This window comes from Paenibacillus agricola (assembly GCF_011440305.1).
Classification (GTDB): domain Bacteria; phylum Bacillota; class Bacilli; order Paenibacillales; family NBRC-103111; genus Paenibacillus_S; species Paenibacillus_S agricola.
In genome coordinates, this window is record NZ_JAAOIW010000002.1 from 474,581 (window position 1) to 498,524 (window position 23,944).

The following is a 23,944-nucleotide window of genomic DNA, read 5'->3' on the forward strand; positions in this document are numbered from 1 at the left end:
GTTACACCAAACCAAATTCGCGGGATAGGGCAGCGATGTACATCCTGCGCATCTTTGTAGCTTCTTCTACGATTTCAATACAGCGTTGCTGCTCTTCTGCAGTTTTGGCATATTCGAGCACGATTTGGTAGCCACGCTCGCCATGAATTTCATCAGATACGATATGAAGATCGAAGAATTCCACTTCTTCATCGGTAAAGCCATATTTTTCGCGAAGTGTTGGGGTTTGTCGACGGTATATAGCAGGAACCTGTGATTCCAATCCGACCACCAGCGCCGCGGTAGCATATAAGAAATTTTCCTTAAACGCCATCCGGTAGCACCAGGATTGCAAGCCAATCGTTTCTGGCAGAATGTGAGCCATCGACTCAACGCGTTCCCTTGTAGTTCCGCAAGCTTCACCGAAACGGATTAACAAATCCGTGTGGCGATCGCCTCCGAGCTCTTCCTCCCACATGTTTTGCAATAAAAAGTCTCTCGCATCTTGATGTGGGCAGTTAGCAAATATATAAGCCAAATATTCGGCAAAAGGACCTACGTAAGCATAATGTTGTTCAACCCATCCGGCAAAGTGCTCTTTCTTTAACTCGCCATTCGCCCACTTGATGGTGAAAGGAGCCTTAGCAACAGCATTACCTTCGATGGCTTGCTCTAAAGCAAGGCGGAATTCCTCTTTGTTCATTAAGCGGGACTTCGTTACGGTTTGTGTCATAGTAATTCTCCTCTCAATTTGAAAATCATAGTTTTGATATTTTGGTATATTGTATACCAAAAGTATTATGGGTTTATTATCACCCGAGTGGGCTTATCTGTCAACCTACTTTTTTTAAAATAATCAGAAGCGCCATCGCCATTAGCAAATAGGCGCCGGTAAACGGAAGGTTCCAATTCGATACTTTATACGAGCTTTCACCTGTGAGGCTTGCCATCATCCCTGCTGTTGCATTATAAGGCCCCATCAAAAAAGCGGTTGCCGCCCCTGTGAGCATTGCAATTGCTGTCAGCTCCGTTGATATTCCCAAAGCTTGGGGATTCAGTGATTCTGCTGCCAAAGCCAGACCGACCGCTGGATGCAAACCAATAAAAGCAAGGCCCAGCGGGATTAACGGGATGAATAAAAGGAATACATCCGCCCCCACGACATCTTTTATAGCCATGATCCACATATTAATGCTATGCCCTGCCCCTGTCGCTTGAATGGACGCAATCAGGAAGCCTGCACTCAAAAACACGAAAAACTGTTCCTTCATATTCAATAGATGCTTGGACAGCAATGCTGTTCCTTCCTTTATATAGGCTCTGCCTTTGCCTAACAGCAAAGACCACGCATAACCAAATGGAAGTACGGCTAACGTCACTAGCAGCAGGAAGCTAAAGCTCGTATAGGTTTCCAACACAAGTATTAAGCCATTGAATATCAGAATGGCGATAACAATATGCAAGGGATTATGGGCATTCATCTGCCCTTGCTGTGTCAAGCCAGCTTGCACTGCCTGTTCCCTTGCAGCCGCTGTTTCATCAAGAGCCAATTGTCCAATATGCCTCTCCCTGCGGTTTGCAATCCGTTTGCCCATAAACCAATCCAGCACTAGCCCAAGCAAGCTGAAAGGGATCATAATCGGCAAGATGGCACTCCAACGAACACCCGTCATCTCAACAATAATGCCTACTATCGGTGCAACGGGTGTCCAAACAATAGGCATACTGTAGCCATGAGTCACTGCCCGGCTAATAAACCGCTCTTTTTGTTCAATCGGATACCATTCGAGTGAAGGGCGAATCGTATGATACACCATCGGTAGCGTCGCCAGGTTCATAAAGGAGCTCAAGATATACGATAATAAAGAGGTTACCGCATAAAGCAATCCTGAATGCTTAACCTTACTTTGAATTAATCGCTGAACCCTGAGCGCGTAGCGGCCAAGCTCAATAGGTAAGGCAATAAGTGGGATGAGGGCGAAAAGACTCAAAATATTCAGCATATTGCCAAACGCAAGTATATAGCTGCTCCAAGGCGCTCCATGCAGGGCAAAAAGAACGATGCCAATTAGTAAAAATAAAGCACCTAACCCTCGAACAAACCGTTTAACCGAGCTGAAGACAACGATAACAATGAGCAGACTGATTGTAGACAGTACCCATCTCAGGAGATCACTTGGGTATAAGATAGAGGTTAAATAAGCTACAATCGCTATGGCAAACAACAAAGACTTCATGGCTTAGAGCATCTCTTGAACAGCCTTGGTTAAACGTTCCAGAGCCGTTTCAACAATTTCCTCGCCAATCTCCCGGGTGGCTTTAGTTGCATCACCAATACATCCATTACGAGTCATTTCCTCGTAATAGTAGAAGCCTTGCAGCGCTTGGCCGGGACGCAGGCTTTTCCATTTGCCCTCTGTCATGTCCCCCTTTTCCAGCTGGTCGGGGCGAACTAACTGCGGAGCCAGGTAAAGGGCTTCAGAAACCTCGCGGTCACAGCTGTGGCCATAGAGCTTGGATACTAAGCGCTTATCCATAACATCCTTGGCTGAGGCTGTAGTTTTGGCATAATAAATAGCGGTATTCAGCTCCCTTGTCAGCATATCTATCGCAACTCCAAGTGTAGCCTGATTGCCTCCATGAGCATTGAGTATAAGGAATTTCTCGATCCCATGATGCTGCAGCGATTTGATCATATCGCGAAGAATCGCGATAAGTGTTGTCGGCTCCAATGATATGGTCCCCGGGAAATTCATATGGTGTGGCGATACCCCCATATTAATGGTAGGTGTAACCAGCGCCTCTGGATATAATCGTTCGGCAAGTCGATTGCTCATCTCTTCAGCTAGAACCGCATCGCAGCTTTCAACCATATGGGGACCGTGCTGCTCATGGGCGCCAAGTGGTATAATAGCGATTCTGACAGTTTTGAGGGCTTGTTTAACTTCAGACCATGTCATTTGTGTTAGCAGGTAGGCCATAGACATGACTTTAACCTCCATTCATTTTATGTTATATTGTACATTGTATACCAAAATTCCTAAAGCTTCTTTGATCTTTTGTTATTTTTTGCATTATGCTTTATCATTTAGAAGAAGATACTTGTTCGACAATATACGAAAGAAGGGATATTCTTATGCTTCATCACATTCATTATCTGGACAAGAAATCAGCAGCTTTTTTATCTGAAGCACTGGTTAAACACTTTTCTCATCAGCCAGCTTATACGGAAATCGTTGTTGTCTGCATCGGCACCAACCGTTATCCTGGAGATTCACTCGGCCCCATGGTCGGCAGCCGCTTGTTCGAACGGCTCGAAGGAAGCCGTTATGTACATATTTACGGTACACTGGATAAGCCGGTGCATGCGCTAAATATGCAAAGAACCTTGGCCTACATAGCTAACCGGCATCGCCGGGCTTACATCATAGCGGTAGACGCTTGCCTTGGGCAATTTTATAAAATTGGTACACTTCAGCTAGTCGATGAACCGTTACAACCCGGAGCCAGCTTGAGCAAAGAGTTATCCTCTATAGGCCATATTCATATTAAAGGCATTATTAACAATCATGGTCCTTTGAATCATAAGGTGCTTGAGCATACCAGCCTCACCTTTGTTAATGAAATGGCAGCAGTCATCAGCCGCATTATCGTTAAATCCAGCCAAGAAATCATTCCTCGGCTATTATCGATAAAGCACGCCGAGTCCCATGTATCCAGCTAATTACCAAAGGCTAGTTACCAAACCATAATGGCAATGACCGTGGACACAGAAAGTCCAACGATAACAGGCAGGAAGTTTTTCCTGGCGAGGTCAATCGCCGATACACCTGCAAAGCCTGCGACCGCAACCAGCGAAGACCAAGCAATTAACGTTCCTCCACCCGACCATACCGAGCCCATTTGGCCAATTGCTGCTAATACGGAAGCGTCCATGCCAACTGTTGGTGCCAATGCACCCGATAAAGATCCAGTCAACGGCAAACCGGAAAATCCTGATCCTTCCAAGCCCGCAATAATACCAATTGCCAATATACCAAAGGCTGTTATAAAGCTATTTGAAGGAATCGCATATTGAATGGACATGACCAGATCATACAGGAATGCAGGTGGAGCCACGCCTTCGCCCAGTGATAGGATGCTCTTCGAAAAATCGGCATTGCCCAGAAAGAAGAACCCCGCAATTGGAATAACTGGCCCCATCGCTTTAAAGGCAAATACAAAGCCTTCAATAAGATGCTCGCTGATGCTATCCAACGCTTTGACCTTCGAGAACACGGTACAGGCAAGTATTAAAAGAATAACAGCAACTCCGCCGATGAAAGCCGCTCCATCTCCACCCTCGAAGCCTCCCATGCTTGTACCACCAAACTTACTTGCAGCCATTACCACAATAACGCCCAGCATCGACAACGGAACAAGCACAGCGAAAAATTTCGACCATTTATGCACTGTAGGATCAACCGTTTCGATCGCTGCGGCAGCCTCCAAATATTCGACGGTCATCTGCGTTTTTATGGTAGGAGCCTGAGGCTGACTGATATCAGGCGTGTGAACGAATTTATTAATCGCTTTGCGGTGCATCAGATACGCTCCGCTTAACGATACCGCACCCGTGATTAGCGATAGGATCATTGCTTTATCGGCTACTGCTCCTGTCGAGATGCCTGCGCCTTTGGCGCTTAGCATAGGTGCAACCTGCATGACATAGTCTGAGGATAACGCCATGCCTTGTCCAGCTAGAGCAATGGCCATTGCCGCTCCCATCGCTGGAAGCCCTACACGGATTGCCGCTGGAATCAAAAGCGCTCCAATTAAAGGCACAGCAGGGGTTGGCCAGAAAAATAACGAGATTACATAAGTAACGAACGCAAGCACAAAAAACGCAATGTGGCCGTTCACCATGAGCTTCTGAATCGGTTGGACCATTCGTCTATCCGCACCGATATCACGTAAAGATGCCAATAAGGCAACCATAAACGTAATAATCAGGAAAATAGTGAAGAGCTCCTTCGCTGCCGTCAGGTTTGCATTGTAAACGGCTTGGAACCCGCTGACCACACTTCCTTTGTAGATCCATCCGATAAGGAAGGTTCCAATTAAGGTCGGAATGATTACTCCTCGTTTAAATAACATTACCAATATTACACCAACTGTTACTAAAGCATACAAGACATGCGAGATTGTAATCATTGACATCCCTCAATTCATCTATTATTTGCCTTCGAAATGAATTGTAGCACATATTATTCAAATACAATAGTGCTTTTTGGCATTTGGTATACAATTATTTTCTGATTAATCAAAAAATACTGCATAACCTCGCTTTTCACATGAATTATACGTTATATAATATAACATATAGGTACATAAATAAGCCTTTACGAAGGAAATACAGGTATTTCCAATTGCCTGTTCCGGTCACAGTTACTTATACATGTAGCTTTCTTCCTAACATTCTATTGTAAGCGATTCCAAAACTATAATAACACATTTCTACATAAATTATAAGGTTTATTGTATACAATAATAAACAATATTTTATTACTATCTTTATTATCGAAGCTTTTCATAAAACAAGACCACCATCCCTCCTTCTCTTAGGAATAGCAGTCTTGTTCTAGTTTGATTATCCTGCATTTTAAACATACTAATTGTCCATATGATATTTCCGCATCGCGAAGCGCCCAATTACGTTTACCAACCCATACAGAATGACCGATAAGATCGCCAACATAGCGATACTGACCATTACCATATTCATTTGGAATACTTGACCGCCATAGATGATCAAATAACCAAGACCAGCCTTCGAGGAAAGAAACTCACCCATAATAACACCCACAAGCGTCAAACCTACATTAACTTTTAGCGTAGCGATTATGTTCGGTATACTTGCAGGCAGCAGCACCATACGCAGCATCTGCCAATGGGTCGCACCGAAGGACTCCATCAGCTTAAGCTTGGTTTTGCTGATTTCCTTAAATCCGCTCTCTATCATAATGATCGTCACGATGATCGAGATAGCAATCGCCATCCCGTAAACGGAATAGGTATCCCCGAGCCAAATATAAAATATCGGACCTAGCGCAACCTTGGGTAGTGCATTCAATACTACAATATACGGCTCCAGCACCTTGGAGGCAAAGGTAGACCACCAGAAAACAATCGCGATCGCAATCCCCAATACCATCGAAACGACAATGCCAATCACCGTTTCAAGGCTGGTTGTCCAAGTATGCTTAAACAAATTCCCTTTCCAAGCCAGCTCTTGAAAGGAGGTAATTAATTGGGACGGTCTGCTGGTCAGCATAGAATCTACCCATTTCCATTGTGCCGCCAGCTCCCAAAGCGTAATAAAAGCAGCAAACACCAGCAGCTGTGCCAAACGCACCGTCCACAGCTTGCGCTTCTGGGTTTTCAGGTATTGCTTATATAACGGCGACTTTTGGCTATTCAAGTCCATTGAGGGAGCTTGTTCGATCCCAGATTCGTTAACAGCAGATGGCTTACTAACCGGTAACGACGACATGTCCCTCCAGCTCCTTCCATATCACATTAAAGTATTCCTTATATCGGGCGGCTTCCCGTTTTTTCCAAGGGGTGTTATCAGGACCCTCGCCTAGCTGGATCGAATAAACGGTCGATATTGTACTGGGCCGCTTAGACATCACCATAACCCGGTCTGCCATACTGATTGCCTCCGAAATATCGTGGGTGACCAGAATGGCCGTCTTGCCTTGGTCTTTAATAATGCCATATATCTCATCAGCCAGGGTTAAGCGGGTCTGATAATCAAGTGCCGAGAAGGGCTCGTCTAGCAATAAAATGTCCGGCTCGGTCACAAGTGTGCGAATTAACGCCACCCTTTGGCGCATGCCACCGGAAAGCTGCGAGGGGCTATGGTGGGCAAAGCCCGCCAGCCCGTATCGCTCCATCAAGTCCAATGCTTTGCGTCCAGCCTGCTTCAGGTCCATCTTGCGAATTTCCGCACCAACCAGCAGGTTACTCAGGATATTTCGCCATTCGAACAAATGGTCATGCTGCAGCATATACCCCACCTTGGGGGAGGTACCGGATACCTCCAGCCCATCAATCAGTACCTTCCCCTTGGTTGGCTTTACCATGCCGGAAACCAGGGAGAGCAGCGTGCTTTTACCACAGCCGCTCGGCCCCACGATCGAAATAAATTCGCCTTGCTCAATGGAGGCATCAATGCCTCTTAAAGCTTCTGTCTCCTGTTTAAGGGTGAAATAGCTTAAGCCAATGCCGTTTAGCTCAATTTGCGCCATCGCTTATTTCCCCTTTCCGATATTTTTGACGAAGCTCATATCTACAACAGCTCCCATATCGGGCAGCTTCTGCTCCGGCTTCAGCACAGCATTCTCAATGAGCATTTTTTGCAGGATCTCGAATTGCTCAGCGGTTATTTCAGGAACAGCCGGCCATGTGTCCTGCTTCTTATAACGGTCAATGGATTGAATGATGATATCCTTCGGCGTTCCTTCGAAGAAAGGAGTCAGCGCTTCTGCTATTTCGTCTGGAGAGGCCGTGTTCAGCCATTTGGTCCCTTTGGCAACAGCGTTAACGAATTTTTGGATCGTCTCAGGATTACTTTTAATATAATCAGCTGTCGCCACGTAGGAGGTTTCAGGAAACGTGCCAAAGGCCTGTCCCAATGCCGCAACATAATAAGCTTTTCCTTCCTTTTCCAAAGAAGAAGCGATCGGCTCGAAAACCTGGATAAAGTCGCCTTTGCCGCTTGTGAATGCGCCCGCCATTGCCGGGGAGGCAATATTCGTAACCACATCAGCCTTCACCTTTTCCCGTTGCAGCATGGAGCTCATCACCATTTGCGGAGCACTGCCCGGCCGCCAGCCCACAATCGATTTTCCCTCTAGGTCACTCCATTTAAAATTGTCCAGCTTTGTACGAGACAGCAGGAATGAACCATCCTTCACCGTCAGCTGATGAAATATTTTTAACGTTTTGTCGCCTTTTTGATTATAAATATAAATAGCTGTTTCCGGTCCAACCAACGAAATATCAGCAACCCCTGCAATCAACGCGGCCGCTCCTTTATCCGAGCCCTGTGCCGTATTCATATCTACGTTAAGCCCTTCTTCTTTAAAAAAGCCTTTGTGCATCGCCACATAATGCGGAGCATAAAAAATCGAACGAATAACCTCGGAAAATTTAACCGTTTTTAGTTCCTCTGGTTTCTTCACCTCTGTTTTTACTTCTACCTTCGTTCCCGCAGCTTCGCTTGGCTTGGCAGCCGTTTCAGTTACAGGTGCAGTACCACAGGCTGCAGTAATCGTCATCAACACAGCGGTAAGCAGCAAACTCGCCCATCTTGTCCTCTTCACCATCTTTTCTTCCTCCCTTTTATACAACCTAGTGTATTTGAACGGCTCGGGGCTGCCCAGGAACTAAATGCGTTTCAGCCATTTCTCTGCCGTATTCAACCATTTTGTGGTGTCCCACATCCTTAAGCGATACTGCGGTTATCCGTTCTCTGAGCAGAAAAATCTCAATACCTGGAAGCAAGAGCTCCAATGCATAGGCAAGCGGGAGGCCATTTTCCAATATCTCTACAGAATGCGGATTGCCTACAATAAAATTAAGCCCTTTCTCTCTAGCATACAGAACGAAGGGGTGGTCCTCTCTTACTCTGCTAATACTGACAATAATCGTGTCCGTTTCGGGATACATCTGCAAAGCCAGCTTTAGGTGCTCCAGCGAAAATCCGGTATGCGGAAAAAAATGAAGAATATGCTTAACCGGACTATCCGGTGTTCCGCTGAATAGCTTAGCCGGGTTAGCCCATGTTGCCTCCTCCAGCGTAGCTTCGCCACGAATCGCCCGTTCTGCCTCCAGCATGTTGTAGTCGATATCCCGCCCCATCAACCCTTCTAATCTAGCCAAAATATCTCCTGCCGTTTTCACCTCCTCCAACGCAATTCCTTGATGGAGCACATTGCCAGGAATTCCGCAAAAAGCTATATTTGTATTCAGTTTATGATGGCCATGCAAAAGTGTGAGACCAGGATGCAAGCCATGAAAAGCCTCATGCATTTCAATAAGCGCCAGCCCATACAAGGGTAGATAATCGGCAAAAGGAACCCCTCCCGAGCTGGCTGCATCCGCTACTGGATGGTGGACAATAAGCAGGTCAAGCTTCATTGCAGAGGCCAGCTCTATGACCGATTCGGTTAAAGTCATCCCTACACCGATCCGTGCTACCCGCTTATGCTTGTCCCCAAAAATCAGCCCCGGAATTTCCATTACGCTTTTGCCGGGAATATTCGAGGTTTTCATCACGACATAAGGATTCGTTCCGGCCGTGACCTCGTTCCAATCCATCACCATTCTACCTTTGGAAATCTTATTAAGCGCTTCGACTACATCGCCTGCTTCTACATGCTTTACTTCTTGTCCCGTTCCTCTAGCTTTAGCTGCTTTCATATGAATCTTCCTCCCTCTTTTACCCACCCCACCCTCCCTAATAGGAGGGCTACAAAGGGCTTTGCCCTCTGCACTCCCCAAGAGCTTATGCGGACTGCTGTGTGTTCGGGGCGCTTACGTCCCTTCGGGACACGCTTGGGTTGGGCTCCAGCTCCGATAAATAGTGCCAAGCCTTAACCAGATCCAAAATTAAATATAAAAAACCGCTATTATGAGCATATTGGGACTGGGATCCCGGATATGTCACAATAGCGGCTGTAAAGCTCTCCGTGGGGAGTTCCTTATGACCTGCTATATGTATGGTTGTTGTTTGAACGTTACAATGGAATCTAATCTCTTCTTGTGCAAAAGGATTGGACACCTTAATAGGCTCAAAACATCATATTAGATACATGTGTGATAGAAAGGATTCTACAAACACATCATCCTTGTTAGGTAATATAACACAATAAAATGGATAAAGCAATAAAAAAATGGAAAATCTTAAGCGCTTCGTGATTTTAAGTTAGGTATATGTCATATTAAATGACTAAACAGGCTCAGGCCATCCTGCAAAATAGCTTTACCACTTCTTCCTCCGGCAATGGCTTGCTGTAAAGAAAACCTTGAATTTCTTCGCATTTATGCATTCTTAAATATTCCAATTGCCCTTCATTCTCAACACCCTCTGCGATCACATTTAAATGTAATGCGTGGCTAAGCGTTATAATAGTTTGTACGATAGCTTGATCATCAATGTCCTCTAGAATGTCTCTAACAAAAGATTGGTCGATTTTTATCGTATCAATCGGCAATTTCTTAATATAGTTTAACGAAGAATATCCGACGCCAAAATCATCTAGCGAAATACGGATCCCCATAGATCGGAGTTGATTAAGAATGTGCATTGCGGTCTCTGGATTATCCATAACCGTGCTCTCCGTCAGTTCGAGATTCAAATATTTCGGCGGCAAGGAGGTCTCCCATAGTACTCGCGAAATGAAATGAAGCAGGTTGGGTTGCCGGAATTGAAGCATGGAGAGATTGATAGAAACCCGCATTGGAGCAAACCCTTGATCGAACCACGACTTCGCCTGTTCACAAGCCCGTCTGAGTACCCATTGATCCAATAAAGTGATAAGTCCTGATTCCTCTGCCAAAGGGATAAATTGGGATGGTGGGATATTTCCCCATTCCGGGTGGTTCCAGCGCGCCAAGGCCTCCACCCCTATCAGCTCCCCCTTGACGGCATTATATTGTGGCTGATAATGAACGGTCAATTCCTCATTGTGGATCGCTCTCCTTAAACTGGTTTCTAGCGAGAAGGAATGCAACGCAACTGACTGCTTCTCCTGTTCGCGAACATAGACTTGGTAATTATCCTTTCCCTTTTCTTTCGCTTTGTATAAGGCCTGATCAGCATAACGAATCAACAGCTCTCCACTATCCCCATCTGTTGGATAATGGCTTATGCCGATGCTAACTGTGATATACAGCTCGTGCATCTCTATGAAAAAAGGAGAGGTTAATGCAAGAATGATTTTTTCTGCGACCCGTGTACTTTCCCTTGGACTGCTCAGGTCGGGGATCAATACTATAAATTCATCTCCTCCAAGCCTAGCGATTGTATCACGGGATCTTAAGCAATTCTTTAGCCGCTGCGCGACACTTTTAAGAAGCATATCTCCAACTGAATGCCCAAACGTGTCATTCACTCTCTTGAACCGATCGAGATCTAGAAATAAAATACCAACCGTGTTATGGTTTTGGACGGCGCTCTTGATTGTTTGTTCTATACGCTCATTCAGAAGAAGGCGGTTAGGCAGGCCAGTAACCGTATCGTGATGCGCTTGGTGTTGAATGCGCGCCTCTAGTTCCTTCTGTATAGTGACATCCTTAAACAACGCAATATAAATAGGTGGACTATCCCCTGTCTCCTTCACCTCCGAAATGGTGATTGATTCCAGAAATACCTCTTCATCCTTTCTTTTATTCCAGATTTCACCCTGCCATCTCCCCTTGTTCCTGATAACCGTCCACATCTTGTTATAAAATTCTGCATCATGACGCCCGGAGCTTAACAGCCTCGGTGTCGCACCAATGATGTCTTGCTCTCTATAACCCGTAATAGCAGTAAAGGCAGGGTTAACATATTGGATTACCTGCTTGCTGTCAGTAACCATGATACCCTCGGTAATATTTTCGAATACTTTAGAGGCCAACCTATCTTTATTCTCCACCATCTTTATATCATGAAGACTACGGGCAATCATCGAGAAATACAGAACCTCGTTATTCTCATCCCTATGGGCAACAATGACCTGGTGGACGGGGACCTCTTCACCTGAAGCACCGATCCATGCAGTTTCGCCGCTCCACAAGCCATTGAGCGCAGCTATCTGCATACCTTCCTTCAGAACGGCCGATTGTGCCCCTGAAGCGTATATCCTTTCAATATTGTCTTTGTAAACTCCATTAATTCCAGATACGCCCAAAAATTCTCTAGCTGTTTTATTGAAGTATGAAGCTTCACCTGCAACTGTAGAAGTCGCTACAAAATCAGAGGTTGCCTCTAATATTGAGATCAGCTGCTCTTGGGAACGTTCGAATTCTTTTCGATCCGACACGTCTCTGAAAACAAGGACTGTTCCCACCACAGCACCAGAATCTTCAATGATTGGAGCAATACTGTAATCAACTGGGATAGCAGCACTCTTTGAGCCACTGCTTGCCCGGATGACTTCCCCCAATAAAATTCCGCTGGATCGTTTGAAAAGAATACAGCTATATACCGGATGAACCTGATGATTGATCACAAACACATCTTCGATCGGTTGAAATATAGCCCCTTCATCCGAACATTGAAAAAATCGGATCGCAGTCGGATTCATATATGAAATACGACCGCTTTCATCCGTTATAATGATCGCATCATATATGCTATCTAGCGTCGTATATAAGCGATCTCGAATATTGCGAGTCTCCCGTTCGGAGTTCTCTAGCAGCTTATAAGGAAGATGAACTTGATCCCAAAAAATGGCCCTAAAAATGAAACCATAAGCGGTCAGTTTACACAAACTCCCGAAAATAAGCTGGACATCTGTTAAGGCTTGATTCATGGACATGGTCACTTCACCCATCATACATATGGCTAAAGCCCAAAAAAACAGGAAGGTCCGATAATGAATGTTACCGATATGACGAATCAGTGCTGTTATCGCACTGATTCCGTACAACCCGATAATGAGGCATTCAGCGGATATCTTAAACGTCGTGAAGCCTTGTATTTCTTTGAAGGTAATTGGCAGCCAAGATTCACTCCCCAGAATCACCCAATACGTAATAGTGGTAAAAGCTAATCCCGCTACAAGCGCGGCATATCGATTCCATCGATAGGTACGGTTACTAGGCTTCCGCGCGATCATCGTAATGCTTAAGAATGAGGCAGCTCCGACAAGACGAGCAGCAATCCAGAACAAGTTTGATTGATACGGATCATTAATGGAAAGGAAGGCAGGCATCCCTTCGTATGATAGCATATGTCCTAAATCCAGCATCCCGATGCTTAAAAATAAGGAAGAAAATACAATAACGTTTTTTTCCTTCCCTCTCGTATATGAAAACCAGCCAATGGCAAAAATCATCCACGAGAAGAGAATAGACAATAGCTCCAATACTAAATGAAAGGTTAGATTAAGCTCTTTCGTTATTTGCTTGTCCGGAAGCAGGAAGGGAAGTAATAGCAATACAATTAATCCCATGATATGTAGAATAAAATTACGACGTGATATGGGCAGATGTAATGGTGGCATAGGTTCCCTCTAATCCGTAGTAGAATTGATAATCCACAATTAATAAGAAATTAATGATAGGGAGAATCCCTATTTATCATAATCATGTCATTTCTTGTTACTTTATATATAATAATTACGTATAATATAAATAAATATCATACAGGAAGGAGGAATAGGATGTCGATCAAGGTACTATTGGTGGATGATCATGCCGTGCTTTTATCGGGGCTAACCATGTTAATAAACTCGCAGGCGGACATGATGGTAATAGGAACTGCTTCCAATGCAATAGAGGCCTATGAAGCCGTTATGAGATTACAACCCGATGTTGTTATGATGGATATCAGTATGGCCGGAGAAAACGGGTTGTCTGCCACATATCGAATCAAGCAAGCTCTTCCCCAAGTAGAAATCCTCATTCTGACCATGTTCGACGACCATGATCTGCTCTTTAACGCATTGAAGGCAGGGGCAACAGGGTATATGCTAAAGACTGCCCAGGAATTGGATGTCACGAACGCTATTCGCACGGTATATCGCGGTGAAGTGTATTTATATCAGAATGCAGCCAAAGAACTTATCGCTGAATTTCTGGATAAAGTTAATAAAGGAACGCACCTCTTTGAGGTTTCTTCACTTACTCCAAGAGAAAACGATATCATTTCCCGGATTGCCAAAGGATACTCCAACAAAGAAATCGGTGAGACACTTTATTTGTCTGTGAAAACCGTGGAAGCGCATAAATCCAAAATTATGGAAAAACTGCAGCTCCGGACAAGGCAGAAATTGGTTAGCTACGCATTTAAGCACGGACTGCTACATTTTGATTAATTGATACCTGATGATATAAATATCTAATTCACTACTGATCTGCACGACCTTTTGATCCAGTAAATTATAACCCGCTTTTTCAACTGCATAGATAAGTTCAGTTTTCTTGATTCGAATTTCCTCCATAAGGAACTCTTCCTCATTCATCGTTGCTCATCCTTCTTTCTTCTATTCTTATGTCTAGTGAATTCGGATGTATAGGCACATCAGCCACTAACTCAGTTCCCCTGTTCTGGCTGGTATTAACATGGAAATGCCCGCCCAAAGTATTCACCCTCTCTTCCATATGACGCAATCCCATTCCCGCTCCGATTTGCTCTTTATGTATCCCCTTTCCGTTATCCCGAATTCTGAGCTGAATATCACTCTCTTCCCGAATCAGGGTAACTTCAATCTCGCTTGCCTCTGCATGCTTAATAGCATTATTCAAGCCTTCCTGAACGATTCGGTAAAGATGGATGTCAATATTCGAATCGTTCCCTTTTACCACAGGTTGGTTGTTAAAAGTGATACTTATTTGGGGATAGGCGATTTGATATGAATGCACCAAGCTCTTGATGGTTGCAGACAATCCGAGATGATCCAGCAATTGAGGTCTTAGGCGAAGAGAATATGTCCGAATTTCTTTAATGGCATGATCCAACTGTTCTAGCATGCTTTGAATTAATTTCATATAATGCTCATCGGCGATTGTACCGCTTAATGTATGAAGGCTAATCGATACATAATACAAAGATTGACCCACTCCATCGTGAAGCTCCTGAGCCAAAGCCGTTCTTTCTTTTTCTTGAGCCTCTAGAGTCTTTTGGATGATTACTTTGGATAACCTAGCCTCTTCCTCCATCCTAATAACAGATAAATCCTTCGCAACTAACGAATAAAACTGTACATGACCCGATGTGTCCTTATGGGCAAGAATCGTTTGGAAAACAGACAGAGACTTCCCATTCCTCAGTTTAAAAGCAGTTCCGCCTTTCCAACACCCCTGTTTGGAGGCTATATAGAACGCTTCGTGCCGGATCAACTTGCCCTCCCATTGTGGATAAAGATCGGTTACAGATATTTGAACCCAATCCTGTTCTTCATCATAACCCATCATTACTTTCATGGAATGGTTAAGGTATATCATCTTTCCGTCAACATCCGTTATAACGATTAAATCTTCCGTCTCTTCCAATATCGAGATTAAACGTTTATTCATCTCCATAGTCTGTTTGTTGGCCGTGATGTCTTTAGCAATAATCATCTTAGCAGGTTTATCGTGATAGCTCACAGTTATGTGATGTAACTCCATATCCATATTCCTGCCCTTACGGCTTACCATAACCATTTCCATATAGGCGCTTTGACCTTTAGCGGCTAAAATTTCTTCCTTGTATTGTGGATGAATGAACTCATCAATTGAGCTGGCAACCACGTCTATCCCTTCTTCCAAGTCCAGCATCCCATGTGCAGCATTGTTCAAATAAACAATTCTCTTGTCTTGATGCACAATGACCATGTTAGGAGAGTAATCCAATAAAAGCTTATAGTTCTCCGTACTATTTTTCAAACCCTGTTCAAGCCTTTTTTCCTTTGAGATATCAAAAGCGATACCAAGATGTCCGGTAATTTCTCGCCGTACGTTACGGATAGGAGTTACAATAAGAGTGACTGGGAAATGGCTGCCGTTCTTTCGAATATATGTCCATTCTTTTTTCTCGGCTTTGCCTTTCTTGGATGATTCGACGAACACATCAAAACCTTCTACCATCTTGCCTAATTCGGCAGTTAACTCCTTACTGCGTTTAATCACTTCGACAGGGTCATGAAAGATGAATGGAGTTTCCTTAGCGATGACTTCTTCCGCTTTGTAACCCAGTAAATATTCCGCACCACTATTAAAAAACGTAATCGTTCCTTTAAGATCCGTCGCAATAATCGACAATTCAGAGGTAGCATGAAGAAGGGCTTTCAAACGATTTTCAAATGGAAGCGATTTCTTCAATAAAATATAGAGAAGTGCTGCGGCCCAGCCGGTCACGATTACAAGGGCAGCTGTTAGAACATATACAAGAAATTGCAATATAAACCCCATCCCTTATTTAAAATTTCTAAGAAGGTGGTCGAACAGACTATTCATCTACTTTCCTATTATTATCGAAATAAACAAAGATTGGAATCGGGGATTTCCCTATAATTTCGAATGATACTCTCCGTGCAGACAAATTACAGTGACTTCCATCACATCGGACCATAAGCATGCATAAAAAAAGGATCTCCACTAACTAGATCCATTTATGCTAGCAAATTCCATTTATACTAGGAATATCTAATTACTCTATTGCATCCTCGAAAACGATCACTGTACCCGAATACTCGGTTTGGGGATCATAATCTTTTAATACCAGCTTCACTTTCAAGCCCAGCGTTTCCTCCAGCTGTTCCTTCAGCATCCTTTTGTTGGCCTCCATTAGTAGTGCATCCACGCTTGCAGTCAGGCTTCGATTATTTTCATCAAGAATTTTTAGGGCAGGTATTCGTTTGTGAGTCGCAAAAATAAATACTTTATCTCCAGATATTTCGATCTTTTGCGACCTAATCCCCATTCCAAAAATCTCCTGGTTGATCGTATTATAAATCTTTATAACCTCCTGCTTCAAAACTCCAAGCGGAACTTGCTTTTTCATAGAGGCCTCACTCCTTCGGGACAGTTCAGTGATCACTTTCACTTTCATCTCTAGCATTTTCGTTGTTGACTCTAACAGGCCTCGAAACCCAATTGTCACGATTCATTCTGCCAATCCGGTCTACCCGGCTATCCACAACCTCGCCGACGTTTTCAGTTGGACTTTGCTCCTCCTGGTGGGGCAGTTGCTTATTTGTTGAGCGAGTGACTTCTCTAGGATTGATCGTTCCCTTAAGAGGTCCCCCCTTACCACCATTATGTTTGCCTTTATTCCATACTCTTCCCTTGCTCATTTCATCACTCCATCAGTATCAATATTTGAATAGTTGTCCTATCGGTCCGTTAAGTATAACATGGTTACTTCCATTTTGGATTGCCGCCTACAATAAAACAAGCCCAATCCCTCCAAGAGGGCCAACTTATTTTATCCATCCGTATAGCAGTTATGTATTCACCAAATTGTAGGAGCATAAATGTTAATGGATAATGGTAATAATCACAATGCCAAGGGTAGCAACCACCAGAAGATGCAAGCCATTCGTGCGCAGCCCAACCTGCAAGCCGGATAGCCCGGTAAGGCGACTGACCATTAAATTTAATGGATTGACGGGGCTTAGCACGGATGAAATCGACCAAGAGAGCATAAGCAGCATCGCCAGAATCTGATTGGAGGTGCCCAAATCTTCAGCATTCATTTGTGTGACCAACGCCGTAACGATCACCATCGGGTGGATGCCTATAAAAGTAATCGCGACGATCGTAACTACCACCGACACAGCAAACAGCAAAAAGGATTGCTGTGCCAAGGAGTTGAGCATCCATTGGATGCCGTCACCAAAGCTAGTCCCCTGCATGGCGCTTCCTAACAATCCTGCGCTAGAATACAGCACAATTTCGTTGTTCATAAAGGGCACCGAGTGGTTGCGAAAATCGTCCCAATGCGGCAGGAGCCGACTCCAGCTGTTCGTTAGCAGCCCCCACAGCAGTGGAAATGCAAGAGCAACCAAGCTCACGATCACAAGCATGGACCAATGAGTCCATGCTTCCAGCAGGAAGGTGCTGCTCATAAGGGCTACAATAATCAAGCCTAGCTGGAACAGCTTTTTGCGGTTCGCCTGTAGGGCTTCAGCCGAAAACGAGGTGTTCAAATCCCCTCCCATGTCCAAGGGATGACGGCGGGAGGAAATCGCAAACATCACATTGCCTACCAGCACAAAAAGCAAAGCCAATCCAATGCCATAAGCCATATAGGTATTTACGGGAATTTGCAAGTAATAGAGCACCAGCCCAACCGCCGCATAATAAGGTGACCATAACATCGTTGTCGAGAAGCCTACCAGGTAGCATTTGGCCAGCAGCACCGGGGGAAGCTTAAGGTCCTTGAGGAGCTCGTCCACAATACGCACCGCGCCCAGGTTCAGGATCGGGCCCAGTATAAATAAAACGCTGGTAATGCCTGTAAACAGCTTACGGGGATGGTGCCTATAGCTTTGCAATAATATATGAATGGCGCTAAAATATCCCCCCAGCTTCAACGGCAGGGCTAGCAATGGTACTAGAATGACGAGCGTCAACAGCGGCAAATTCATCGAAATTCCCTTGCTGATCCCTTGCAGCCCTGCACCTTTTCCGAATTCCAGAGCAATTCCTATAAGGAGCATACTAACACCAAACCAACGTGCTGTCGGATTAGCTTTAGACGCGCTTCCGGCAAAAGCGATCAAGGTCATGACGACTACAATAGGCCCAAGCCATTCCACCTGCACAAAATATTGGATAAGAAATAACCCGCACATCCCCAAGATGAAATAACTTCGCACCAGCCAATTCTCCTTTAGTCCAAGTTAATAAAGAATAGAATAGCATAGCACTAGGTATAAGTCATGGTAATTATGTTATATTGGTAAAGTAATATTGATAAGCAATCAACTTACCAACTAAGGAGAGATACAGATGGAATTTACAGCAGAAGATGTTGCAGAGTGGATGATCAAGGAAGTTCGATTTGCCGGAATTTTATATCAAGCTGACGCCGTGGCGCATATTAAAACCAGCTTTGGCGAATCTTTTATTTATATCAATGAAAATGGTAATCCTTCGATATCTAAAGAGGTCAAAAAAATATTCAAAAAACTGCACAAGGGCAGAGTTGCCTGGGACAGGGACGGCTTTTTCTGGGGTTGGACATAAGCAATTCCAGGTTCACTAAAAACACGTACGGCCATGCAGCGGAAGCTGTTTTGTGCAACCCTACGGGGAGCGCCAGCGAGGAAAGGCCTAGGGTTGGCTTAAGGAGAAATTTATGAACAAATGGCAGACAGGCATTCTCTATGTAGCCTTCATCATCATTTTTTATGTATATAAAGACCAGATTCTGTATGGGATCCAGCAAGGCAACACTCCACTCTATCTTATATTTCTGATAGCCATGGGTTTTATCCTGGTTCCTGTTATCCCTTATAAGGTTGTCATTGGTTTATTAGGATTCATATATGGGCCACTCCTGGGTGCTCTGATTAGCTGGTCTGCTGCTTCGGTAGCATCCATTATCATTTTCTTGCTGGCAAGGTATTTGTTCCAAAAGCAGGCCAGAGTCTTTTTGATGAAATTTGACCGGTTGGAGCGGCTGCACGAGAAGCTGGAACGCCACCCCTTTATGACGATTTTATTCGCACGGCTGATGCCTTTGATTCCGCAAGCTATCGTCAATATATACCCTGCCATCCTCTCCATACGGCTGCTCCCTTTTGCCACGGCATCAGCAATCGGGAAAATCCCCGCAATGCTTTTGTTTGCCTTCATTGGAAGTAGCTTAACATCGGATACGCAAAGCCTATACATCTCAATTGCGGTATACGCCGTTTTTTTGTTAATCACCTATCTGGTTTACCGCGTGTGGAATGCAAAAAAATGACAGTAGGCTAACCGCCAGCTGTCATTTTTTTGGGCTGCTAGTATTCCAATTGCTGCAATCTTCGGCGTACAAAATCCAGGTTCGGAAACCGCTCCAATACCTGCCGGAAGATCGCTTTAGCCTCCGCCTTTTTCCCGGAAATCAGCGCTAGGTCAGCTAAGGCTATATCCGTTTTCCATAATGGGATTTGCGTATCTGCTGGCGTTGAGCTGCGGTAGCTTTGGAAATGCCCTTTCACACTGCGCAAGCCTGCTTCTGCGCTTTGAAGTAAATCAACAGCTTGCCTCATCTGGATTTGTGCCAGATAGTAGATCGCATCCGGGAAATCAGGAGCTATAGCTAGCGCCCTCCTGCAAGCTTGCTCGCCCTGAACCCATTCTTTGCGTGTCATATATATTTTCACTAGATACATCTGAATATCCATCGTACGGCCAAACCTCGGAATATCCGCGGCTTTTTTCTCCGCCAGCAGCAAAGCTTCAACTGCCTCATCCAAATTCCCAAGCACCATACTCTCCCTGCCGTAATAAAGCAGCCAGCCGGGATTGTCCGGCTCATCCTCAACCATGCGGGCAAGCAGCTTTATATTGCGCTCCAGCTTGTTTTCATTCTTTACGATGGTAGGCTCGTAGCCATCATGCAGCAGCCGGATCCGCACCGATTGGCGATACGAATCGCCTTCAAATAACCCTTGGCCCTCCTGCACAATCTGCTCATGGATACGACCTTGATAGCTTAGGCCACGCTTCGTTGGAAACATCCTGGTTTGTGTAAACTCATCCGAGATGGTTCCGCTCATCTCATTGACCTGCCAGATCAATAGCACAGGAGGTACAGGCAGGTCATCGAACACGCCTGCTACTTGCCGAACCGCTTGTTGATCCTCAGGAAATAAATACTCATCGGCATCGACCCACAGCACCCAGTCGCTCTCGATATGCTCAAGTCCGTAATTGCGTTTTTCGGCAAAATCCTCATGCCACTCTACATCAACAAGCTTCACCTGCGGAAATTTCCTCGTGATTTGCACAGTCCGATCCGTCGATTGGGAGTCGATGACCACAATCTCATCAACCGCACCGATCAATGCAGCCAAACAACGCTCCAGCGACCGCTCGTTATTGTACACGAGGACCGCCGCCGCGACAGTTACCTTTTTAACGGCAAGCAAATCGTTAATGGAGGCCCTCTCCGGTCCATCCGGCACCTCGCGCACAGCTTGATGCACGGCATGCACCCAGCCTGATTGTGGATCCAGCAGCCAAGCCCGGTCAAACACTCTTCGCGCAGCTTTGCCGAAGCCTTGGTGCATTAGAGCCTCGCCCAGATACACCCATACCTGGGCGATTAGCCGATTGCGCTGCAGGATGGCAACCGACAGCGTTTCTGCTTCTTTATAGCGCTGAGTCTTTAAGGCCTCTATGATGAGTTCAAGCTCATTCGTTTGCAAGGGTTTCACCTATTTCGCAGGGATCATTGATCATCGAGTTAGTCAGGGAGTGCTTATCATCAACTCAAAGGTAGTCTGTGCACTGCCGCCATAGCTGTCTGTAGCTGTAATCGTCACGGTAGCTATTCCATATCCGTTCGGAGTAATCGAAAGGATATTTCCGCTTACATTAACATCTGCCAGATCGCTGTTACTGAAGCTTGAAGTATAAGTAATGACATCGTCGCTATCGGCATCCGTAAAGCTGCCCGCCAAGCTAATCTCAGCAGTCCCAACACTCTGACTTATAGTTGTCATCGGCAATGAACCCGTTACATATACGGGAAGATTGTTAGACACAATGATATCAAAAGGCTTACTTGTTACACTAGCACCAAAGGTATCCGTAACTGTTAATGTAACTACATTCGTCCCTCTTGGAAGACCAGCAATATATGCCGTGCCCCCGCTGGACAAAGATGTCCTAACTGTTAAAGCACCTACTAAATCCGTGGTTGCCGAATAAGTAAGTGAATCACTCTCTTCATCCTTAAAATAGGATACCGACATTGAAGCTTCCTGGTTATGCATAATATTCATTGAAGAGATAGTACCAATAATAGTCGGTGGTTTATTATAAGTGAGATCGAAGCTTTTGGTCGCAGAGCCACCATGACCATCCTCTGCTTTTACAGTAACGACAGTTTTACCATACACATCCCCATTAGGAGTAATAGTCAACGAATTTCCCGAGACGGTCGTAGCTGCCAAGGATTCATTACTGCTTGCTGCAGTGAATGTAAGAGTATCACTATCCGCATCCGAAAAGGCTGTTGCCAAGTTGTCAATCATAATCGCAGGATACGGAGGCCCGCTGACACCTGTATGATCAATCGTTATCGCATCCAGCCCCGAGGTGTATTGGGGCTGAGCATTGCTTACCACTACATCGAAGCTCATATTCGTTTGTGCACCAACCGAATCCGTAGCTGTTATGGTGATCGTCGACGTTCCCTTTGACTGTTGAGTCACTTTCAGGAGCTGTCCACTAATCACTACTACTGTAGCCACACTAGCCATACTGCTAGAAGCCCCCGTATAGGTTATAGAATCATTATCCGGGTCGATGAAATAAGGGTTCACAGATGATGCAAGATCAAACGTTAGTGCCGGCTGGCCCATGCTCGTAGCTTGATTCGCTATAGTCGCAGCCACGACAGGCGCACTATTAGCCACCTCAACATTAAAGCTCATTTCTGCGTAAGCATTGCTGGAATCGGTAGCCTTTATGGTAACTGTAGCTGTGCCTTTGGATAAGGGAGAAATCACCAAATTGCCACTTGGCATAGATAAGGTCACGATACCAGGCGAGCTTAACGAAGCCATGTAGCTTAAGCTTGGATCTTCCACATCTATGAAATAAGATTTAATATTCGATATAGTGACGGCTCCGTTAGTAAGGCTAGTGCTTTTGTCCGTGATTGTTGAGACGACGGTTGGCGCATGGTTACCATAGGTAGCAGCGGACACTGTTACATTAAAGCTGCCTATCACACTCCCGCCATAGCTATCATTAGCTGTAGCAGATACCGTAGCTGTTCCAACAGCCGCTCCAAAAATTTTCAAATGGTCACTCGTTTGTTGGACATCAATTAGATTTCCTGCTTGTGTTACCTGTACTTGATTAAATTGAAGCGCATCCCCATCAGGGTCAGAAAATATACTTTTCAAATCTAGCAATTGGCCATCGTTAAAGTAGGTATTTTGGGTGACTGCTAGGTTGGAGCCCGTAAATATAGGAGAGCGATTCCCGACAATCACATCAAAACGATTGCTCGCCTTACCACCACGCCCATCTTTAACCGACATATCCATAGTTAAAGCGCCATGCTCAAGCCCATTAAAGGTAAGTTGGTTGTTGGCTAGGCTTGCTGTTGCATAAGCGGCAGCACTCAAACTAAATGTATCAATCGTAAGGGGATCATCATCACCGAATAATTCACTGGGGCTTAATGTTAAGGGACTATTCTTGTAAATGGTTACCGTGGTGTCTTTGGATTGAGGCGCGCTATTAGGAGCAGTCATCTTCTGAGGTGCAATAAAATTGAGGGTATCATTCAACATTTCCTTGGTAAATGGACGGCTGCCTATAAAGGTAACAATTTCGCTGATATCAATATTACCGTTGTTATCCTTGTCCAAGCTATCTGGGATAACTAGGACATCAAAAGCATCCACCACGGTTCCCCCATTGGCTGCTGTTCCCGTAACCGTAACCGTTGCTGTTCCTAGCCTGTCATTGGTAAAGGTAAGCATATTTTGGTTAATAGTTGTCGCATATCCTGTAGAGCCTACATTCAGTGGGTTGCTGACTGTAGCTGAATAACTGCCAATTCCGTCAAAATATGCATTCAAATCTACTGTTAATGGTGTTCCAACAACGGTGCGGTAATCAGGCAGTGGTTGGCTAACGAGTGGAGCTTTATAAGAAACGGTCGTAACCGCTTGGACGTAGGCATGATCGAAAGAAGCCATATACAATGCTGGGCTTAGAACTAGCGATGCAGCCAGCACTTTGGCCATTTGCCCCGTGGATGCCCTCTGCGACCTCATTTTCCTTTTTGTTCTCAATGTAACTACCCCTCCTTATTTATACAATTTCCGAGAGTACTCCAGTTCTTTAAATTTATCACAGCTTTTGCCAAAAATATATGTTAGATTTCATAAATTCACCAATATCCAGCTAATTTAGCTAATTTTCAGCAATTTTTTATCTCAACAGAATTGAGGCGTTTTTTATGGAAACCGATATGTCGGGATCATGCAAGACGAGATCGACCATTCACTGGATGCGTTTAGTTATAAACAAAAAGGAGCTGCGA

At 44.8% G+C, this 23,944-nt stretch carries 20 protein-coding genes; 4 read left to right on the forward strand and 16 right to left on the reverse strand.

What is annotated here, in order from left to right:
* Position 1: 1 nt before the first annotated feature.
* From G9U52_RS06635 to G9U52_RS06645, 3 genes are all read right to left on the reverse strand, one after another.
* Entirely contained in the window at positions 2-712 is a 711-nt protein-coding gene (locus tag G9U52_RS06635; RefSeq protein WP_166147525.1) for an iron-containing redox enzyme family protein, read from the reverse strand.
* A gap of 100 nt (positions 713-812) precedes the next feature.
* On the reverse strand, positions 813-2,216 hold the full coding sequence (locus G9U52_RS06640; protein ID WP_166147526.1) for a hypothetical protein: 1,404 nt from the start codon (positions 2,214-2,216) through the stop codon (positions 813-815).
* Positions 2,217-2,219: 3 nt separating this feature from the next.
* Positions 2,220-2,966 (reverse strand): creatininase family protein, encoded by a 747-nt coding sequence (locus tag G9U52_RS06645; protein ID WP_166147527.1) that lies wholly within the window; start codon positions 2,964-2,966, stop codon positions 2,220-2,222.
* A gap of 149 nt (positions 2,967-3,115) precedes the next feature.
* Between G9U52_RS06645 and yyaC the strand changes: the two genes are divergently transcribed.
* Positions 3,116-3,703 (forward strand): spore protease YyaC, encoded by a 588-nt coding sequence (gene yyaC, locus G9U52_RS06650; RefSeq protein ID WP_166147528.1) that lies wholly within the window; start codon positions 3,116-3,118, stop codon positions 3,701-3,703.
* 14 nt (positions 3,704-3,717) lie between these two features.
* Here yyaC and G9U52_RS06655 read toward each other — a convergent pair whose 3' ends face one another.
* From G9U52_RS06655 to G9U52_RS06680, 6 genes are all read right to left on the reverse strand, one after another.
* Positions 3,718-5,178 (reverse strand): hypothetical protein, encoded by a 1,461-nt coding sequence (locus G9U52_RS06655; protein WP_166147529.1) that lies wholly within the window; start codon positions 5,176-5,178, stop codon positions 3,718-3,720.
* Between the two features lie 451 nt (positions 5,179-5,629).
* On the reverse strand, positions 5,630-6,511 hold the full coding sequence (locus G9U52_RS06660) for an ABC transporter permease (protein WP_166147530.1): 882 nt from the start codon (positions 6,509-6,511) through the stop codon (positions 5,630-5,632).
* Entirely contained in the window at positions 6,492-7,271 is a 780-nt protein-coding gene (locus tag G9U52_RS06665) for an ABC transporter ATP-binding protein (protein WP_166147531.1), read from the reverse strand. The genes G9U52_RS06660 and G9U52_RS06665 overlap by 20 nt, the downstream gene beginning before the upstream one ends.
* A 3-nt stretch (positions 7,272-7,274) precedes the next feature.
* On the reverse strand, positions 7,275-8,351 hold the full coding sequence (locus G9U52_RS06670; RefSeq protein ID WP_166147533.1) for an ABC transporter substrate-binding protein: 1,077 nt from the start codon (positions 8,349-8,351) through the stop codon (positions 7,275-7,277).
* 25 nt (positions 8,352-8,376) lie between these two features.
* Complete coding sequence (locus tag G9U52_RS06675; RefSeq protein WP_166147535.1) at positions 8,377-9,447, reverse strand: Nif3-like dinuclear metal center hexameric protein; 1,071 nt, start codon at positions 9,445-9,447, stop codon at positions 8,377-8,379.
* Between the two features lie 539 nt (positions 9,448-9,986).
* Entirely contained in the window at positions 9,987-13,238 is a 3,252-nt protein-coding gene (locus G9U52_RS06680; RefSeq protein ID WP_166147537.1) for a bifunctional diguanylate cyclase/phosphodiesterase, read from the reverse strand.
* Between the two features lie 159 nt (positions 13,239-13,397).
* On the opposite strand from G9U52_RS06680, the gene G9U52_RS06685 reads away from it, so the two are divergent.
* Positions 13,398-14,051, forward strand: a complete 654-nt coding sequence (locus G9U52_RS06685; protein ID WP_166147540.1) for a response regulator — start codon at positions 13,398-13,400, stop codon at positions 14,049-14,051.
* Here the strand turns inward: G9U52_RS06685 and G9U52_RS06690 are convergent.
* The 5 genes from G9U52_RS06690 to G9U52_RS06710 all read right to left on the reverse strand — a co-directional run bounded on the left by G9U52_RS06690 (position 14,037) and on the right by G9U52_RS06710 (position 18,539).
* Positions 14,037-14,198 (reverse strand): aspartyl-phosphate phosphatase Spo0E family protein, encoded by a 162-nt coding sequence (locus G9U52_RS06690; protein ID WP_166147542.1) that lies wholly within the window; start codon positions 14,196-14,198, stop codon positions 14,037-14,039. The two genes, G9U52_RS06685 and G9U52_RS06690, sit on opposite strands and share 15 nt — an antisense overlap.
* A complete protein-coding gene (locus G9U52_RS06695; RefSeq protein WP_166147545.1) occupies positions 14,191-16,116 on the reverse strand; it encodes a sensor histidine kinase in 1,926 nt (641 codons plus the stop codon). The genes G9U52_RS06690 and G9U52_RS06695 overlap by 8 nt, the downstream gene beginning before the upstream one ends.
* Positions 16,117-16,366: 250 nt before the next feature.
* Positions 16,367-16,720: a Na-translocating system protein MpsC family protein gene (locus G9U52_RS06700; RefSeq protein WP_166147547.1), complete on the reverse strand. Its 354-nt coding sequence runs from the start codon at positions 16,718-16,720 to the stop codon at positions 16,367-16,369.
* Between the two features lie 25 nt (positions 16,721-16,745).
* Positions 16,746-17,012, reverse strand: a complete 267-nt coding sequence (locus G9U52_RS06705) for a hypothetical protein (protein ID WP_166147549.1) — start codon at positions 17,010-17,012, stop codon at positions 16,746-16,748.
* Between the two features lie 183 nt (positions 17,013-17,195).
* Positions 17,196-18,539 carry a hypothetical protein gene (locus G9U52_RS06710; protein WP_166147551.1) on the reverse strand — a complete coding sequence of 448 codons (1,344 nt, stop codon included), beginning with the start codon at positions 18,537-18,539 and terminating at the stop codon, positions 17,196-17,198.
* A 133-nt stretch (positions 18,540-18,672) separates the two neighbouring features.
* On the opposite strand from G9U52_RS06710, the gene G9U52_RS06715 reads away from it, so the two are divergent.
* Together G9U52_RS06715 and G9U52_RS06720 are read left to right on the forward strand one after the other, a co-directional pair.
* Positions 18,673-18,909, forward strand: a complete 237-nt coding sequence (locus tag G9U52_RS06715) for a DUF6953 family protein (protein ID WP_166147554.1) — start codon at positions 18,673-18,675, stop codon at positions 18,907-18,909.
* Positions 18,910-19,021: 112 nt separating this feature from the next.
* The gene (locus tag G9U52_RS06720; protein WP_166147556.1) at positions 19,022-19,633 is read left to right on the forward strand and encodes a TVP38/TMEM64 family protein; all 612 of its coding nucleotides are present in this window, start codon (positions 19,022-19,024) and stop codon (positions 19,631-19,633) included.
* Between the two features lie 37 nt (positions 19,634-19,670).
* Here G9U52_RS06720 and G9U52_RS06725 read toward each other — a convergent pair whose 3' ends face one another.
* Positions 19,671-21,092, reverse strand: coding sequence for a tetratricopeptide repeat-containing glycosyltransferase family 2 protein (locus G9U52_RS06725; RefSeq protein ID WP_207952823.1), 1,422 nt, complete (start codon positions 21,090-21,092; stop codon positions 19,671-19,673).
* A gap of 33 nt (positions 21,093-21,125) precedes the next feature.
* Positions 21,126-23,693 (reverse strand): Ig-like domain-containing protein, encoded by a 2,568-nt coding sequence (locus tag G9U52_RS06730; protein WP_166147560.1) that lies wholly within the window; start codon positions 23,691-23,693, stop codon positions 21,126-21,128.
* Positions 23,694-23,944 lie beyond the last annotated feature (251 nt).